This is a genomic window from Nocardia sp. JW2, from assembly GCF_051843015.1.
Classification (GTDB): Bacteria; Actinomycetota; Actinomycetes; order Mycobacteriales; family Mycobacteriaceae; genus Nocardia; species Nocardia coubleae.
On the sequence record NZ_JBPXLK010000007.1, the window covers coordinates 26,856 to 43,392 of the forward strand.

Genomic DNA, 16,537 nt, shown 5'->3' on the forward strand with positions numbered 1-16,537 from the left:
GCGTTTTCCTGGATCTCGAGAGGGTCAGTGCGGCATGAAGCGGCCGTTGACAGCGGCCGAGATCCGGTTGTAGCCCGAAGCCAGGAAGCGCACGCTCACGTCGAGCAGCTTGGCCTCCCAGCCGATCAGCACGCGCGCGTGACCCTTGCGCACACCCTCGGTGATGGTCTGCGCGGCCATCTCCGGGCTGTGGATCGCCAGGTACTTGTCGAACAGCGAGGCGGTGTTGGCCTTGTCGATGCCCTCGGCGTAGGTGGCGTTGCGGGCCACGGCGGTCTTGATGCCGCCGGGGTGCACACAGGTGACCTGCACGGGCGTCTTCGAGACCTTCATCTCCTGGTACAGCGCCTCGGTGAAGCCGCGCACCGCGAACTTGGCCGAGTTGTAGGCCGCCTGGCCCGGCACGGTGACCAGACCGAACAGGCTCGACACGTTGACCACGTGGCCGTCACCGGACTCGATCAGCATCGGCAGGAACGCCTTGGTGCCGTTGACGACACCCCAGAAGTCCACGTCCATGATGCGTTCGATGTCTTTGAACTCGGTCTTCACCACGTCGCCGTGGTAGGCGATGCCCGCGTTGTTGTACACCTGGTGCACCACGCCGAAGTGCTGCTTCACCGAGTCGGCGTAGACCAGGAAGGCCTCGCGCTCGGCGACGTTGAGCCGGTCGGACTTCACCTGCGCGCCCAGTGCCTCGCACAGCCGGACGGTCTCGGCCAGGCCCTCGGTGTCGATATCGCTCAGTGCCAGCTTGGCGCCGCGCTTGGCCAGGTTCTCCGCCAGCGCGCGCCCGATGCCGGAGCCGGCACCGGTGATCACACATACCTTGTTCGTGAAGTAAGCATCTTTGCTCACTGTGCTGCCACCACTTTCAGATCGGCGCCGGGGGCGTCTGCGGTTGTCGTATTGTAGGCGGAAACGTCGAAATGCTTTGTGATCCTGCGGAATTCGAACGTGAAGTCCGGCCACAGGGTGGTGTTGTTGCCGTGCTTGTCGAGGTACCAGCTGGCGCAGCCGCCGGTATTCCAGACCGACTTGGCGAGCTTGTTCTGCAAGCCGGTGTTGTACTCGCGCAGAATGTCCTCGCGCACCTCGACAGTTTTCAGGCCGAGTTTGTCGATGGTAGCCAGGGCATCGCTGACGTAATTGATCTGCGATTCGATCATGTACACCATCGAGGTGTGCCCCAGGCCCACATTCGGGCCGACCAGGAAGAACATATTCGGGAAGTTCGCGATCGCCGAACCCTTGTAGGCCTGCTGACCGATCTCGTCGAACACCTCCGACAGGGTGCGCCCGTCGCGGCCGACGATGTTGTTGTAGGTCGGCGAATCGGTGACGTGGAAGCCGGTGGCCACGATCAGCGCGTCGATCTCGCGCTCGGTGCCGTCCTTGGTGACGATCGAGCCCGGCTTCACCTCGGCGATGCCGTCGGTGATCACGTCGACGTTGTCGCGATCCAGCGCCGGGTAGTACTCGTTGGAGATCAGCATGCGCTTGCAGCCGATCCGGTAGTTCGGGGTGACCTTCTTGCGCAGTTCGGGGTCGCGGATCTCGAGCTGCAGCTTGGCGCGCGAGAGGGCTTCGAAGCCCTTCATCAGCACCGGGAACTTGGCCAGGCCGACGACCTGGGTCTCGCGCGCGGCGTAGATGGCGGCCCGGCTGAGGCGCTGCACGCCCGGAATGTGCTTGAACGCCAGGCGTTCGGGCAGCAGGTAGGGGCGGTCCATGCGCGGCAGCAGCCAGGGGGCGGTGCGCTGGTAGACGTCGAGGGTGGCGACCTTGTCGGCGATGGCGGGCACGATCTGGATCGCCGAGGCGCCGGTGCCGATCACGGCGACGCGCTTGCCGGTGAGGTCGGCGTCGTGGTTCCACTGCGCGGAGTGGAAGATCTCGCCCTCGAACTCGTTGATGCCCTTGATGTCGGGCAGCGCGGGCTCGCAGAGGGCGCCGACCGCGCTGACGACGGTGTCGGCGGTGAATTCGCCCTGGGTGGAGCTGATCTCCCAGCGGCTGGTCTCGTTGTTCCAGTGCACGCGGCGCACGTCGCAGTCGAAGACGTGCCGGTCGAGCACGTCGTAGCGCTCCGCGACGCTCTTGATGTAGGCCTGGATCTCGCCCTGGCGCGAGAACGAGCGGGTCCAGTCCGGGTTCAGCGCGAAGGAGTACGAGTACAGGTGCGATGGCACGTCGCAGGCGGCGCCCGGATAGGTGTTGTCACGCCAGGTGCCGCCGACCTCGCTGCCCCGCTCGAGCACGAGGAAGTCCTCGCGACCCTGCTGGGACAGGCGGATGGCCAGGCCGAGACCGGCGAAACCGCTGCCGATGATGATCGTCTTCACGTGGCGGGCGCGGTTGTCCACGGTTCGGGGTTCGACAACGTTGTCTGTAACCTTGCGACTCATGTAATGCAGACTACGTCGCTATTGAGCCGGAGTCAACAGCTATTGAGCATAGTTCAGTAGTGGCTAGGATGGTCGATGTGAGTAGCAGAAGTTCGGGAGCGACCAAGCGTGTCCGGCTCGGCCCGGAGGAGCGGCGACTGCAGCTGATCCACCTCGGCGCCGAGATGCTGGCCGATCGACCGCTCGAGGACATCTCGGTCGACGACATCGCCAAGCAGGCGGGCATCTCGCGGGGTCTGCTGTTCCACTACTTCGCCTCCAAGCAGGAGTTCCACGAGGCGATCGCGCGGCATGTGAGCACCGAGTTCTATGCCGCCGTGATGCCCGACCGCGAGTTGTCGCTGTTCGACATGCTGCGCGATTCGATCGAACGCTTCGTCGACTACGCCATCGGCCATTCCGCGGCCTACCACTCGGTGTTGCGCGGACCCGCCAGCCGCACCCCCGACATGACCGACTACGTCAACGAGACCCGCGGCGCCATCGCCGATCTCATCGTCAGCGAACTGCCGCTGCCGCCCGACGATCCGGATCTGGCGCGGCTCACCCTCGCGATCCGCGGCTGGATCGCGTTCGTGGAGGAGACGATTCTGACCTGGATGGTCGAAAAGCCCATCAGCCGTGAGTCTTTGGTCGATCTGCTGGTCGAGTCGCTGCCCGCGCTCGCGCTCAGTCCCGCGTTGATCTCCGCGCTGCGGGGTTGAGCGTCAACCGTTCTCGCGCGGTTTGGCGCGGAAGTGGGCGCGTTCGCCCTGTTTGCCGAACAGGCTGAGGAATTCGACGGGCTGGTTGTCGGCCGCGCCGAACCAGTGCGGGACATGGGTGTCGAATTCGGCTGCCTCACCGGGGGTGAGGACGATATCGTGGTCGCCGAGGATCAGGCGTAGACGGCCGTTGAGAACGTAGAGCCATTCGTAGCCCTCGTGCGTTTGGGGTGTGTCGGGCCGGTCGCGCGCGCCCGGGGGGATGACGATCTTGTAGGCCTGGATACCGCCCGCGCGTTTGGTGAGCGGGAGCATCGTCATGCCGTGCCTGGTCACCGGGCGCAGGTGGATGCGTGGGTCGCCGGTGGGTGGGGCGTCGACGAGTTCGTCGAGAGTGACGCCGTGTGCCTTGGCCAGGGGAAGCAGTAGTTCCAGGGTGGGTTTGCGGTCGCCCGATTCCAGGCGCGACAGGGTGCTCACCGAGATCCCGGTCTCGGTGGACAGGTCGGCGAGGGTGGTCTGGCGCTGTTTGCGCAGGGCGCGCAGACGGGGGCCGACCGAGTCGAGGGTCTGTTCGAGGTCGTCCATGTCAGCCAGTTTGCCATAGCGGCAAACATGCTTGCCAGTTTTTCGTCTGTTGGTGCACTGTGAATTCCCGAAGGAGGTCGACATGACAGAGCTGAACGAGTCCTACGACGTGGTGGTGATCGGCGGGGGTGCCGCCGGGCTGAACGGTGCGCTGATGCTGGTGCGGCAGCGGCGATCGGTGCTGGTGATCGATGCCGGTGCGCCGCGCAACGCGCCCGCCGACGGGGTGCACGGGCTGCTGGGGCGGGAAGGGATGCCGCCGCTGGAGCTGGTCGCGCTCGGGCGCGAGGAGGTGCGCGGGTACGGGGGCCACGTGGTGACCGGCGAGGTGGTCGCTGTCGACCGTGTCGGCGACTCCGCCGCCGGGGCGGGTCATTCCTCCGATACGCCCGGAAACGATGACGCCTCCCGCGAATTCCGGGTGGAGTTGGCGGACGGCCGGTCCGTCTTCGCACGGCGCATCCTCGTCACCACCGGGCTCGCCGACGAATTGCCGCCCATCGCCGGGCTCCGCGAACGCTGGGGGCACGACGTGCTGCACTGCCCGTACTGCCACGGCTGGGAGGTGCGCGATCAGCGGATCGCGATCCTGGCGACCGGGCCGATGGCGGTCCATCAGGCGCTGCTGTTCACCCAGTTGACCGACGACATCGTGTTCCTGTCGCACACGGCTCCCGCAACTGACGAAGACGCGGAAAAGCTTGCGGCACGGGGTGTTCGCGTGGTCGACGGTGAGGTGGCCGAGGTGCTCGCCGACGGCGGAAAGCTGAGCGGCGTCCGCCTCGCCGACGGCACGGTCATCGACCGGGACGCCCTGGTCGTCGGCCCCCGCTTCAGCACTCGCGCCACCTTCCTCACCGACCTCGGCCTCACCCCCGAACCCCACCCGAGCGGGGTCGGCGACCACATCCCCGCCGACCCCATGGGCCGCACCTCGGTCCCCGGCGTGTGGATCGCGGGCAACGCCACCGACCCGATGGCACAGGTCGGCGCGGCCGCGGCGGCCGGTGCGATGGCGGGTGCGCAGATCAACGCGGAGCTGGTGATGGTTGACACCGCCGACGCTGTCGCGCGGCTCCGGGCTTCGGAAGGTGCCGCTGTCACTGGATGAGTTCCGGCCCCGGCGCATCGAACGGTGCGCCGGGACTGCTGGTCATCGGCCATTGCCGAACGTGCAGCGGGAGCGGGCTCGTCGCCTCTGCTCATCGCCCACGCGAGGGTCGCGCGAGAGCTTCATCTATGGCGCTGGTCAACAGTGCGCGTGCGTCGTCGGCGGGGATCTGGCCGACGGTCACGTGTAAGGCCAGGCCGTCGAGGAGGGCCAACAGGGTGCTGGCCGCCGCGATCGGCTCGGGGTGGTGGGGGAGCAGGCCTGCGATGTGGTCGCGGAAGCCTCGGCCGTTGGTTGCCAGGGTTTCGGCGATCTGGGGGCGGACGGAGGCGAAGGCCAGGTAGCCGATCAGGGTGCGGGTGTCGGCGGTGGATTCGGCGTCGGTGGGGAGGAGGGCGGTGAGGATCTGGTGGAGGTCGGGGTCGGGGCCCGCGGCGGTGATGCGCTCGCCGATTCTGCCCGCGATGGTGGTCGCGGCGAATTCCATCATCGCGTCCTTGGTGGGGAAGTAGTGCTGCACCTGGCCTGCGGAGACGCCTGCTTCGGCGGCGACGTGGCGCAGGCTGATCGACTCGAGTCCGTCGCGGGCGAGCAGCCGCATCACGGCGTCGCTGATCTCGGCCCGGCGCGCACTGTGATCCACCCGTTTCGGCATGCGGCCATTCTTTCACGATGCACTTGTATTGCCATGGTGCGACTCTTTACAATGCAGTTGTATTGCAAAGGAGGTCGCCATGCGTCCTGTCCTGCGGCTCGTACGCCGTTTCTTCCGGTTCGAAGTCGATCTGTGGGTGAGCCTTGCCCGCGCGATCACCCGCAAGCCCGACATCGCGGGCGGCACCCCGATTCGCTACGCGGGCGCCATGTCGGCCATCCTCTGGGCATTCGTCGTGGTCAGCGCGGTGGAGATTCCCGCTGTGCACCTGATCATTCCGTGGGCACCGGTCCGCCTGGCCGCGTTGGCGCTCGGCATCTGGGGACTGTTGTGGATGCTCGGCCTGCTAGCCGCTCACCACGTGTACCCGCACGTCCTCACCCCCGACTACCTACGCGTGCGCTACCTGCGCCGCACAGAACTCGCGATCCCCCTCTCCGCCCTGCGTGCTGTGCGCCCCGACATGCGTGGCTACGACGAATCGAAGACGTTGCACCGCACAGCAAATGGAACCATCGCCCTCCCGGTCGGCAGTTCCACCAACATCCGCGTGCAACTGGCCGCGCCCCAAACCTTCTCCACACCACAGGGCGACCTGACGTCGTCGACCATCGCCTTCTGGGCCGACGACCCACAAACCGCCATCGGCGCGATCAAGGCAGCGATCGTGAAGCAGCATTCTGAAGCCTGATCACCCCCGGTATCGGCGCATCCTCGGGAAACTGCCGCACCACCTCGATCGTGCCGACGATATTGCGGTTGAACTCCGCGACATCCTCTGCCGGGATCCAGTATTCGAGGATCTCGCGTCCACCGGCCTGGTCTCAGCTATCTGGGGCCGAAGGTTTCGAGGCCGGTTACTCGGAGGAGGTCGAGGGCTGTGGCGGTGGGGGTGTTCGGGGGTGCGGAGTAGATGACGATGGTTTGGTCGGTGTGGGGGACGTGCATGGCGTCGCAGTCGAGGGTGAGGGTGCCCAGGTCGGGGTGGGCGATGGTTTTGGTGAGGCTGTGCATGGTGCTGGAACGGCCTGCTTGCCAGTGGGACTCGAATTCCTGGCTGCGCGTGCGTAGTTCGGTGAGCAGGCGGGTGAGGTCTGGGTCGTCGGGGTAGGTGGCCTTGACGGCGCGCAGGCAGCCGACGCAGGCGGCGGCGTTGCTGTCGGCCTCCTCGGGGGTCATGACGACGCGGCCCATGCCGGTGCCGAGGAAGCGTTGCCACATGATGTTCCGCTGCTCGGGTGGGATGGCGGAGAAGTCGCCCAGCAGCGCGGCCGACAGCGGATTCCAGGCGAGGACATCGGATTTCGCGGACAGGACCAGCACCGGCAGATCGGTGAGCCGGTCCAGCAGTCGCTGGACGCTCGGCCGGATGACCATCGGAATCCGCCCGGCCTGCGGCGGTTCGGAACCGGCGAGCCGGTAGACCAGATCCCGATCGACATCGGTGAGCCGCAGCGCCCTGGTGAGGGCGCCGAGTACCTGATCGGACGGTTTGGGCCCGCGCCCTTGCTCGAGGCGCGCGATGTAATCGACACTCACGCCGGCCAGGTCCGCCACCTCCTCGCGCCGCAGCCCGGGTACCTGTCGGCGGGCTCCGGCGGGCAGGCCGACGTCGACGGGCGAGAGCCGGGAGCGCGCACCGCGCAGTACCGTCGCCAATTCCGCTCTGTCCACGTTTCCATGGTGCCGCAGGTCGCTGGCGCCGGGGTGGTACCGCGAATCCCATCCCCCTGTGCGGCACGGCATAAGCTTCTGGGCCAACCCAGCCGGCTTCGGCTGGCCGCTGCTGCTCGTCGGTTCGCTCATCGTGTGGATGGACCGTGGTACCGCGCGTCCTATGCCTCTCCGGCACTGGAGCGTGGCTCGCTGTGGCGTGAATCTGGAGGCATGACACAGACGATCGCCCTGGTGACCGGGGCAAACAAGGGACTCGGCCGCGAAACGGTTCGCCGGCTGGCGGGCCGGGGCTGGCAGGTGTTCCTCGCCGCCCGCGACACCGGGCGCGGTGCGGCGGCGGCCGCCGAACTCGCCGCGGCCGGTGTCGACGTCAGGTTCGTCGCGCTGGACGTGACCTCCGACGACTCCGTCATGACCGCCGCGGACACCGTGAAATCCGAAGCGGGCCGCCTCGATGTCCTGATCAACAACGCGGGCATCGGCGGCCCGCGCATCGCGCCGAGCGAGACCAGCCCCGAAGACCTGCGCGAGGTGTTCGAGACCAATGTCTTCGGCCCCATTCGGGTGACCAACGCGTTCCTGCCGCTGCTGCGCCTGTCCGGGCATCCACGCATCGTGATGGTCTCCAGCGGCATCGGCTCGATCGCCACCATCACCGACCCGAAGTGGGCGGGCCTGCTGCCACCGGCCCTCGGCTATCCGAGCACCAAGGCCGCGCTGAACATGCTCACCGTGATGTACGCGAGCGAACTCGACACCATGAAGGTCAATGCCGTCGATCCCGGCTATACGGCGACCGACCTCAACGGGCACAGTGGTTTCCAGACCGTCACCGAAGGCACCGACGCGATCGTGGCCATGGCGACGATCGGCCCGGACGGACCCACCGGCACATTCGTCGACCGCACCGGCGCCGCGCCGTGGTGAAACTCGGCGCGGTGCTCGCGGCCGGGCTGCTGGCGGTCGCCGCCTATCTGATGACAACGGAGGACGCAGTGGCAGAACAGAAATCCGACACCGTGCTCTCGATCGGCCTGCACCCCAGCGCCGTCGACTACAGCCGCTATCCGCAGATCGACGAAGCCACACTCACCGCGCGTATCGCGGCGGGCGAGACGGCCCTGCGCGAGGCAGGCTTCGACATCGTCACCTGCCAGGTCCCGGCCGACCCCGACGCCGCCGAGGCGACGCTGCGCGACTGCGCGACCGGCGGGCGGTTCGGGGTCGCGATGATCGGCGCCGGGGTGCGGATGGCGCCCGAGCACACCCTGCTGTTCGAACGTCTGATCAATGTCGTCACCGAGATCACGCCGGGAATCCGGTTCTGCTTCAACACTTCTCCGGAGACGACCATCGACGCGCTGCGCCGCGGGTTGCGAGCCCGCTGACTATCGGCAGTCGAGACGCGCGCCCGCCGGGAAGCCGTCCTACTTGTGGCCGCCGCCGTGGTCGTGGCCGCCGCAGGTGTCGGTGCGCCGACCGTCCGTGGCCGCCTGACCGGCGCCGTGACCTTCCAGCGCCGCGAACGGGCCGCATTCGTGCGGGGCGATCCACACGTGCACCATCGGATTGCCCGCGCCGGGGTTGATCGAGTTCGGCGGGCAGTTGCCCTGTTCGTCGGTCACGCCCGCGACCTGGGGGCCGTTGTCGCCTGCCTTCCAGCACAGGTTGTCGTGCACGTGCCACTGCATCAGCGGGCCCGCGTACTCGGTGAGAGCCGGGTCGTCGATCTTCTTGCCCTTGGCCATGTACATGGCCGACACCAGGGTGCGGTTCTGGCCGTCGACCCGGTAGACCAGCGACTCCGGTCGGGTGGGGTCGAGGAAGCTGTCGTCGCGGATGTAGCCGGTGTTGATCCAGTGCTCGTAGCCGGTGGCGGCATCGCCGATCGAGCGGAAGCCGAGTGCGCCGATGGTGGTGACATCGGCGAAGGCAGGCAGCTTGTCGAGGGTGTTCTGGATCAGGGCTGTCGCGCGTTGCTCCTGTTCGGCGGTGACGCCGGGGACGCCGGAGATATCGATCGGCTTGCCCGGGTCGAACGCCCGGGGCCAGGAGTCGCCGGTGTCACCGTGGTCCTCGCCCGCCGCGTGTGCGTGATCGTCGCCGTCGCCGTGACTGTGCACATGCCCGACGCCGTTGAGCATGGCCGCCAGTGCCAGCACACCGACGGCGGCGGCCGCGAACCCGGACCGCATGGGCGGCAGCGTCGCACCCGGCCGCAGCAGTGCGACGGCCGCGCCGAGAACAGCGAGCGCACCGAGCGCGGCGCAGACGGTATCGGCGACACCCGGTGATTCCGCGGTCAGCCCGGTGACCCACGGGATATCGGCGAAACGGGTGAACGCCCACACCGCAACCGCGAACGCGTTCACCGCGGCCAGCGCGGACACGACGATCTTGCGATCACTCAGCAGCACCGCCAGTCCGACGGCGCATTGCATCGCGGCGAGCACGACCATCAGCCGCGCCAGTGTGGCGTGGTCGCTGTGCATTCCGGCGGCCAGGAAGTGCACCGCCCCCGCCCCGACCGACGAGATCCCGCCGAGCAGCAGAAATCCGTTGCGTCCGCTCACCTGTTGTCTCCAATCCGATAGTTCGCCGCGGACATTACTGGGCAACAGTGAGTGCGGAGTGCCGCATGCCTGAGAGAACTCTGTGACCCAGGTCTCCGACGCCGTTGTCACATCGAGACCGTTACGGTGGTTAACGATCTCCGCGCGAGTCGCGAATTTCGGAGCATGAGTCTGAAAAGCAAGCAAGGTCAACGGGTTTCGGTTCAGGTCGGGGTGGCCGCCGCAGCGGCCGTTACCGCGCTCGTCGGGTTCAGTGGTCCGGCGGCGGCATTGCCGTCGGATCAGGTCGTCCGATTCGTACCGACACTCGTCCGGGTGCCGGGCGGATGCTCGGCCATCGTCAACGCGGAAACCGTGCCCCAGCCTCAGGCCGGGCACCTCGGTGTTCGCGTGAAAATCATTCAGGACGGACAGAATTGCCAGCCGTACCGGATCTCGGTGCGATGGAAGAATCTCGACACCGGCCGTGAGAACAGTCAGTCCCATCGGGTCGATGCCAACGGTGTCATCGAACAGGCGCCCGACGGCGTGATCACCGGCTTCGGCATGGGCCCCGGCCCCGGCCGGGTCGAGGCGAAGATCGTCGCCACCACCGACACCTACCCGCAACACTATGACCTGGAACAGCTTTCGGGTCAGGCCTGGATCACCCTCAACGGATAGAACGGACAGCAGCAGGGGCGGAGCCGACCGGATCCGCCCCTGCTGGGGCGTGTTCCGCCGCAGTGAGACGGTTGCCCGACCGCCCGACTGCCCTTAGATTCATCCGTGATCGGGTGGGCCCTCAGTTCCGCTCAGGGTGCGGCGGGCGAAGCGGAGGTGGGGTCGGGGTGGCGGTGGAGCCCGGGACGGCGTTCGCCGGATATGTGATCGAACGACTGCTCGGCGCGGGTGGCATGGGGTCGGTGTACCTCGCGGAGCACCCTCGCCTGCGGCGGCGGGTCGCGCTGAAGGTGCTCGGTGACGGGATATCCACCGACGCCAAGGCTCGCAACGCCTTCGAACGAGAGGCGACGCTGGCGGCTCGACTCGAACACCCCAATATCGTGCCGGTATACGACCGCAGCGGTCCCACGGATCCGGTGTTGTGGCTGTCGATGAAATACGTCGACGGTGGCGACGCGATCGGATTGCTCCAGACCGATCCCGCCGGTCTCGCCCCGGACCGTGCTCTGCGGCTGATCCAGGGTGCCGCCGCCGGACTGGATTTCGCGCACGCGCACGGGGTGCTGCACCGCGACGTGAAACCGGCCAACCTGCTGATCGAACGCGACCACGCAGGACAGGAAACCGCGCTGCTCACCGACTTCGGGATCGCCCGCAGTCTCGATGACACCGTCACGCTGTCGGCAATGGCCGCCACCTTCGCCTACGCGGCACCCGAACGGTTCGCCGGCCACACGGTGGACCATCGCGCCGACATCTACTCCCTCGGCTGCACGCTGTTCCAGTTGCTCACCGGTCGGACGCCGTTTCCGCGTGGCGATCAGGCGGCGGTGATCGCCGCGCATCTGGGCGCGGCACCGCCCCGGCCCACCGAGTTACGACCCGAGCTGCCGCGTGCGATCGACGCGGTCATCGCGACGGCGATGGCGAAACGGCCGGAGGACCGATTCGCCCGCTGCGCCGACCTCGCCGCAGCGGCGATCAGAGCGTTCGACAGCGGTCCGCGGGTCCGCGCGCCGTTCCCGGGCCGGTTGCCGACTGATCCGGTCGCGGCCGGTGCTCCTGGCGCCTCGCCAGGTCGACGGCGGACCCGGATCGCGCGAACGCTGCTGCCCTCGGCGCTCACCGCCGTGCTGACGACGGCCACGGTCGCGTTGCTCGTCGTGATGACGACTACCGACCTGATCCGTGGCGAGCCGACCCGGGTCTACACCACCCAGAGTGTCGCGAACGCCTGTGACCTGCTCGATCTGCCCGCGCTCGAACAGCTCGGTGGGGCGCCGCCCGATTCGCCCATCCATTCCGAATCCGTTGACTCCGAGCCATATTCGTCCCACCACTGCTCGGTCTCCTACCGGGGTTCGGCAGCCACTGTGCTTGCCAAGGTCGTGAACGATGGACACGGCGCCGAGGCCTTCTTCCGCGACGACTTGGAGTTGGTTCGTCTGGGCGCCAGCACGATCCGGGCGGACCACCGGCTCGAGCTCGCTGACGACTCCTACCTCTACGTGCGCCGACTGCCGTACATGTACGGCCCGACCTGCGAGCTCGGCCTCTTCGACGACAATGTGGTCGTCGCGGTGACGTTGAGCACGCCCGCGGAGTCGAAGGTGGACGATTCGGAGATGGTGACGGCCTGTGAGCATCAGGGCCGAATACTCTGGGAGCGCCTCGGATGACGCCACGACGACGGTTCTCGCTGCCATGGACGGCTGCGGCCGTGTCGGCCTGCTCGCTCGTGGTGGTCACCGTGATCGCCGCCGCGATGTGGCTGGGGCGCGAGGACCAAGCGGCGGCGAACGCGCGGTGGACGCCGGGCACACCGATAGACACCCCGACCTCGCGCAAGTACCGCGAGCCGGAGCAAGGGAATTATTGCGAGCTGATGGATCTGGCCGAACTCACGCGTCGCGGCAGCGCCGGGTGGCAGCAGGAGGATGAGGAGCCCCTCGGGTCGACCGGCTACTGCTCCGGCGCTTTCGGTGACCTCACTGTGTCGCTGAGCTTCGATGTCACGCGGGCGGGAGACGACCGGCGAGGGGAGCACGACAGGTTCAAACATCTTGTCGGGGACCGTGTCTCGGATCCGGATACGAGCTTCGAATACCTGGCCGGGCTCGGCGAGGACGCCTTCGTCCAGGAGGAGGCCAACCGGGCCGGGCGTCCGGTGACAACAGTGCGGATCGGCGTGCTCGACGAGAACCTGCGCGTGGACACCACACTGACGATCGATGGCAACCGGATCAGCCGCGCCGAGCTGCGACAGCTGACCGAACACCACGTTCGCGTGGTGATGCGCAACCTGCGGGCCTGACAACGGCGAACGCCGGGCGGATCGTGATGATCCACCCGGCGTTCGCCGTTGTGCGGGAAGAAATTACGCGGTCGGCTCGAAGGCCTCGGCGATGATCTCGGCCTGCTCCACGGCGTGGACCTTCGAGGAACCCGAGGACGGGGCCGACATGGCGCGGCGGGAGATGCGGCGCAGTTTGCCCAGGCGGTCGGGGAGGACCTCGGGGAGGTTGAGGCCGAAGAAGGGCCAGGCGCCCTGGTTGGCCGGTTCCTCCTGGACCCAGGCGATGTCGGTCGCGTTGGGGTACTTGGCCAGGGCCTCGTTGAGGCGGTACGTCGGGATCGGGTAGAGCTGTTCGATCCGGACGATGGCCACGTCTTCACGCTTGTGCTTGGCCTTCTCCGCGGCGAGCTCGTAGTAGAGCTTGCCCGAGGTCAGCAGGATGCGCTTGACCTTGGCGGTGTCGCCGACGCCCGATTCGTAGGTTGGCTCGTCGAACACCGAACGGAACTTCGACTCGGTGAAGTCCTTGATGTCGGACACCACGGCCTTGTTGCGCAGCATCGACTTCGGGGTGAAGACGATCAGCGGACGGCGGATGCCGTCGAGGGCGTGGCGGCGCAGCAGGTGGAAGTAGTTCGCCGGGGTGGACGGCACCGCGACGGTCATCGAACCCTCGGCGCACAACTGCAGGAACCGCTCGATACGGCCCGAGGTGTGGTCGGGACCCTGACCCTCGTGGCCGTGCGGCAGCAGCAGCACCACATCGGAGAGCTGGCCCCACTTGGCCTCACCGGAGGAGATGAACTCGTCGATGATCGACTGCGCGCCGTTGACGAAGTCACCGAACTGCGCCTCCCACAACACCAGTGCGTTGGGGTTGCCCAGCGAGTAACCGTATTCGAAACCGACAGCGGCGAATTCGCTCAGCGCCGAGTCGTGCACCGCGAACCAACCCGGGTTCTCCGAACCGATGTTGTGCAGCGGGGTGTACTCCTGCGCGTTGATCCGGTCGATGATGACCGAGTGGCGCTGGGTGAACGTGCCGCGACGCGAGTCCTGACCGGTCAGGCGCACATCGTGACCCTGGTCGATCAGCGAACCGAACGCGAGCAACTCGGCGAAGGCCCAGTCGACCTTGCCCTCGTAGGCCATCTCGCGCCGCTTCTCCAGCACCGGCTTCACGCGCGGGTGCACGTTGAAACCGTCGGGAGTGTTGAGGAACGCGTCGCCGATGCGCTGCAGCACCGACTTGTCGACCGCGGTCTGCACTGTCGCGGGCACCTTCTGGTCGTCCTCGACGGACTCCGACGGCTCCGGAACGTATTTCTCCAGCTCACGGACCTCGTTGAACACGCGCTCGAGCTGACCCTGGTAGTCGCGCAGCGCGTCCTCGGCCTCCTTCATGGAGATGTCGCCACGGCCGATCAGCGATTCGGTGTAGGCCTTGCGGACCGAACGCTTGGTGTCGATGACGTCGTACATCTCCGGCTGGGTCATCGAGGGGTCGTCGCCCTCGTTGTGCCCGCGGCGGCGGTAGCAGACGAGGTCGATGACGACGTCCTTGCGGAACTTCTGCCGGAAGTCGACCGCCAGGCGCGCGACCCAGTCGCAGGCCTCGGGGTCGTCACCGTTGACGTGGAAGATCGGCGCGCCGATGAACTTGGCGATGTCGGTGGAGTACTCGGTGGAGCGGCTGTTCTCCGGCGCGGTGGTGAAGCCGATCTGGTTGTTCACCACGATGTGGATGGTGCCGCCCACGCGGTAACCACGCAGACCCGACAGGTTCAGCGTCTCGGCGACCACGCCCTGACCGGCGAACGCGGCGTCACCGTGCAGCATCAACGGCATCACCGAGAAGCCCTCGGGGCCGTCGCCCTTGTTCAGCAGGTCCTGCTTGGCGCGCACGAGGCCCTCGAGCACGGGGTCGACCGCCTCCAGGTGCGAGGGGTTCGCGGTGAGCGACACCTCGATCTCGTTGTCGCCGAACATCTGCAGGTACTGGCCGTGCGCACCGAGGTGGTACTTCACGTCGCCCGAGCCGTGGGTGGCGGCCGGGTTCATGTTGCCCTCGAACTCGGTGAAGATCTTCGAGTACGGCTTGCCGACGATGTTGGCCAGCACGTTGAGGCGACCGCGGTGCGGCATACCGATGACGACCTCGTCGAGCCCGTGCTCGGCGCACTGGTCGATGGTGGCGTCCATCATCGGGATGACGGCTTCGGCGCCCTCGAGCGAGAACCGCTTCTGACCGACGTACTTGGTCTGCAGGAAGGTCTCGAACGCCTCGGCGGCGTTGAGCCGGTTCAGGATGTATTTCTGCTGGGCGACCGTCGGCTTGACGTGCTTCTGCTCGACCCGGTCCTGGATCCACTTCAGCTGGTCGGTCTCGAGGATGTGGGTGTACTCCACACCGACGTGGCGGCAGTAGGCGTCGCGCAGGATCGACAGCACGTCGCGCAGCTTCATCCGCTCCTGGCCGTGGAAACCGCCCACGTCGAAGGTGCGGTCCAGGTCCCACAGGGTGAGGCCGTGCGAGGTGACGTCGAGGTCGGGGTGGCTGCGGAACTTGTCCTTGACCAGGCGCAGCGGGTCGGTGTCGGCCATCAGGTGGCCGCGGTTGCGGTAGGCCGCGATCAGCTCGAGCACGCGGGCGCTCTTGTCGACGCCGCGCTCGCTGATGTCCTTGCGCCAGCGGATCGGCTCGTACGGCACGCCGAGGCCGTGGAAGATCTCGTCGTAGAACTCGTCGGAGATCAGCAGGTTGTGGATGGTGCGCAGGAAGTCGCCGGACTCGGCGCCCTGGATGATGCGGTGATCGTAGGTGGAGGTCAGCGTCATCAGCTTGCCGACGCCGATCTCGGCCAGGCGCTCGTCGCTCATGCCCTGGAACTCGGCCGGGTACTCCATGGCGCCGGCACCGATGATCGCGCCCTGGCCCGGCATGAGGCGCGGCACCGAGTGGACGGTGCCGATGGTGCCGGGGTTGGTCAGCGAGATGGTGACACCGGAGAAGTCCTCGGCGCCGAGCTTGCCTTCACGGGCGCGCCGGACGATGTCCTCGTAGGCGGCGTGAAACTGGCCGAAGCTCATCTCCTCGGTGCCCTTGATGGCGGCGACGACCAGCGTGCGGTTGCCGTCCTTGCCCACGAGGTCGATGGCCAGGCCGAGGTTGGTGTGGGCGGGGGTGACCGCGTTCGGCTTGCCGTCGATCTCGGCGAAGTGCCGGTTCAGGTTCGGGAACGACTTCACGGCCTGCACGATCGCGTAACCGAGCAGGTGGGTGAAGGAGATCTTGCCGCCGCGGGTGCGCGCCAGGTGGTTGTTGATCACGAGGCGGTTGTCGATCATCAGCTTGGCCGGGATCGCGCGCACCGACGTGGCGGTGGGGATGGTCAGCGAGGCCGACATGTTCTTGGCGATGGCCGCGGCGGGACCGCGCAGCACCTTGGACTCGTCGGTGCCTGTGCTCGTCTTGGCGGGCGCGGTGGCCGGGGCGTTCGACACCGGTGCGGGCGTGGTCTGCGGTGCGCGCACGTTCTCCCGCTTCGGAGCCGGAGCGGGTGCCGGAGCCGGCGCGGGTGCCGGCTTGGGCGCCGTCGCGACGGCGGTCTTGGGGGCCTGCGGTGCGGCCTTCGGAGCCTGCTGCGGCGCCGCTTGCGCGGTGGCGGCGGGAGCCTGCTCGTTAGCGGAGTCGGTGGCCTCGGGGGTGTAGTCGGCGAGGAACTCGTGCCAACTCGCGTCGACCGAGGACGGGTCCTGTTTGAACTTCTGATACATCTCGTCGACTAGCCACTGGTTCTGTCCGAACTGGGAAGTTGAGCTGCTCACAGCTGGTGTTCGCCTCATTTCGTTCTTCGCG

General features: G+C 67.3%; 15 protein-coding genes. 8 read left to right on the forward strand and 7 right to left on the reverse strand.

Going from position 1 to position 16,537, the window contains the following annotated elements; genetic code table 11:
* Window positions 1-24: 24 nt before the first annotated feature.
* Both ACSVDM_RS12420 and ACSVDM_RS12425 read right to left on the reverse strand, forming a co-directional pair.
* Complete coding sequence (locus ACSVDM_RS12420; RefSeq protein WP_181696511.1) at window positions 25-858, reverse strand: SDR family NAD(P)-dependent oxidoreductase; 834 nt, start codon at window positions 856-858, stop codon at window positions 25-27.
* Complete coding sequence (locus tag ACSVDM_RS12425; RefSeq protein ID WP_439264849.1) at window positions 855-2,408, reverse strand: flavin-containing monooxygenase; 1,554 nt, start codon at window positions 2,406-2,408, stop codon at window positions 855-857. Before ACSVDM_RS12425 ends, ACSVDM_RS12420 begins: the two co-directional genes overlap by 4 nt.
* A 68-nt stretch (window positions 2,409-2,476) precedes the next feature.
* On the opposite strand from ACSVDM_RS12425, the gene ACSVDM_RS12430 reads away from it, so the two are divergent.
* Entirely contained in the window at window positions 2,477-3,112 is a 636-nt protein-coding gene (locus ACSVDM_RS12430; RefSeq protein ID WP_067491261.1) for a TetR/AcrR family transcriptional regulator, read from the forward strand.
* Window positions 3,113-3,115: 3 nt separating this feature from the next.
* Here ACSVDM_RS12430 and ACSVDM_RS12435 read toward each other — a convergent pair whose 3' ends face one another.
* Entirely contained in the window at window positions 3,116-3,700 is a 585-nt protein-coding gene (locus ACSVDM_RS12435) for a helix-turn-helix domain-containing protein (protein ID WP_067491263.1), read from the reverse strand.
* 82 nt (window positions 3,701-3,782) lie between these two features.
* Between ACSVDM_RS12435 and ACSVDM_RS12440 the strand changes: the two genes are divergently transcribed.
* Window positions 3,783-4,811, forward strand: coding sequence for an NAD(P)/FAD-dependent oxidoreductase (locus ACSVDM_RS12440; protein WP_439264850.1), 1,029 nt, complete (start codon window positions 3,783-3,785; stop codon window positions 4,809-4,811).
* A gap of 91 nt (window positions 4,812-4,902) precedes the next feature.
* Here the strand turns inward: ACSVDM_RS12440 and ACSVDM_RS12445 are convergent, their stop codons facing one another.
* On the reverse strand, window positions 4,903-5,466 hold the full coding sequence (locus tag ACSVDM_RS12445) for a TetR/AcrR family transcriptional regulator (RefSeq protein ID WP_439264852.1): 564 nt from the start codon (window positions 5,464-5,466) through the stop codon (window positions 4,903-4,905).
* 79 nt (window positions 5,467-5,545) lie between these two features.
* On the opposite strand from ACSVDM_RS12445, the gene ACSVDM_RS12450 reads away from it, so the two are divergent.
* Window positions 5,546-6,157 (forward strand): hypothetical protein, encoded by a 612-nt coding sequence (locus ACSVDM_RS12450; RefSeq protein WP_439264854.1) that lies wholly within the window; start codon window positions 5,546-5,548, stop codon window positions 6,155-6,157.
* 137 nt (window positions 6,158-6,294) lie between these two features.
* Here ACSVDM_RS12450 and ACSVDM_RS12455 read toward each other — a convergent pair whose 3' ends face one another.
* Complete coding sequence (locus tag ACSVDM_RS12455) at window positions 6,295-7,140, reverse strand: helix-turn-helix transcriptional regulator (RefSeq protein ID WP_439264856.1); 846 nt, start codon at window positions 7,138-7,140, stop codon at window positions 6,295-6,297.
* Between the two features lie 213 nt (window positions 7,141-7,353).
* Here ACSVDM_RS12455 and ACSVDM_RS12460 point away from each other — a divergent pair, with 213 nt between their 5' ends.
* Both ACSVDM_RS12460 and ACSVDM_RS12465 read left to right on the forward strand, forming a co-directional pair.
* Window positions 7,354-8,070: an SDR family oxidoreductase gene (locus tag ACSVDM_RS12460; protein WP_439264858.1), complete on the forward strand. Its 717-nt coding sequence runs from the start codon at window positions 7,354-7,356 to the stop codon at window positions 8,068-8,070.
* The gene (locus ACSVDM_RS12465) at window positions 8,064-8,531 is read left to right on the forward strand and encodes a hypothetical protein (protein ID WP_439264860.1); all 468 of its coding nucleotides are present in this window, start codon (window positions 8,064-8,066) and stop codon (window positions 8,529-8,531) included. The genes ACSVDM_RS12460 and ACSVDM_RS12465 overlap by 7 nt, the downstream gene beginning before the upstream one ends.
* A gap of 39 nt (window positions 8,532-8,570) precedes the next feature.
* Here the strand turns inward: ACSVDM_RS12465 and ACSVDM_RS12470 are convergent, their stop codons facing one another.
* Window positions 8,571-9,716, reverse strand: a complete 1,146-nt coding sequence (locus tag ACSVDM_RS12470; RefSeq protein WP_439264862.1) for a hypothetical protein — start codon at window positions 9,714-9,716, stop codon at window positions 8,571-8,573.
* Between the two features lie 165 nt (window positions 9,717-9,881).
* Here ACSVDM_RS12470 and ACSVDM_RS12475 point away from each other — a divergent pair, with 165 nt between their 5' ends.
* The 3 genes from ACSVDM_RS12475 (at window position 9,882) to ACSVDM_RS12485 (ending at window position 12,696) form a co-directional block, all read left to right on the forward strand.
* Window positions 9,882-10,379 (forward strand): hypothetical protein, encoded by a 498-nt coding sequence (locus ACSVDM_RS12475; RefSeq protein WP_439264864.1) that lies wholly within the window; start codon window positions 9,882-9,884, stop codon window positions 10,377-10,379.
* Between the two features lie 167 nt (window positions 10,380-10,546).
* A complete protein-coding gene (locus tag ACSVDM_RS12480) occupies window positions 10,547-12,061 on the forward strand; it encodes a protein kinase domain-containing protein (protein WP_439264866.1) in 1,515 nt (504 codons plus the stop codon).
* Window positions 12,058-12,696 (forward strand): hypothetical protein, encoded by a 639-nt coding sequence (locus tag ACSVDM_RS12485; RefSeq protein ID WP_439264868.1) that lies wholly within the window; start codon window positions 12,058-12,060, stop codon window positions 12,694-12,696. Before ACSVDM_RS12480 ends, ACSVDM_RS12485 begins: the two co-directional genes overlap by 4 nt.
* Before the next feature lie 63 nt (window positions 12,697-12,759).
* On the opposite strand, the gene ACSVDM_RS12490 is transcribed toward ACSVDM_RS12485, so the two are convergent.
* Entirely contained in the window at window positions 12,760-16,524 is a 3,765-nt protein-coding gene (locus ACSVDM_RS12490) for a multifunctional oxoglutarate decarboxylase/oxoglutarate dehydrogenase thiamine pyrophosphate-binding subunit/dihydrolipoyllysine-residue succinyltransferase subunit (RefSeq protein ID WP_167353254.1), read from the reverse strand.
* Between the last annotated feature and the right edge of the window lie 13 nt (window positions 16,525-16,537).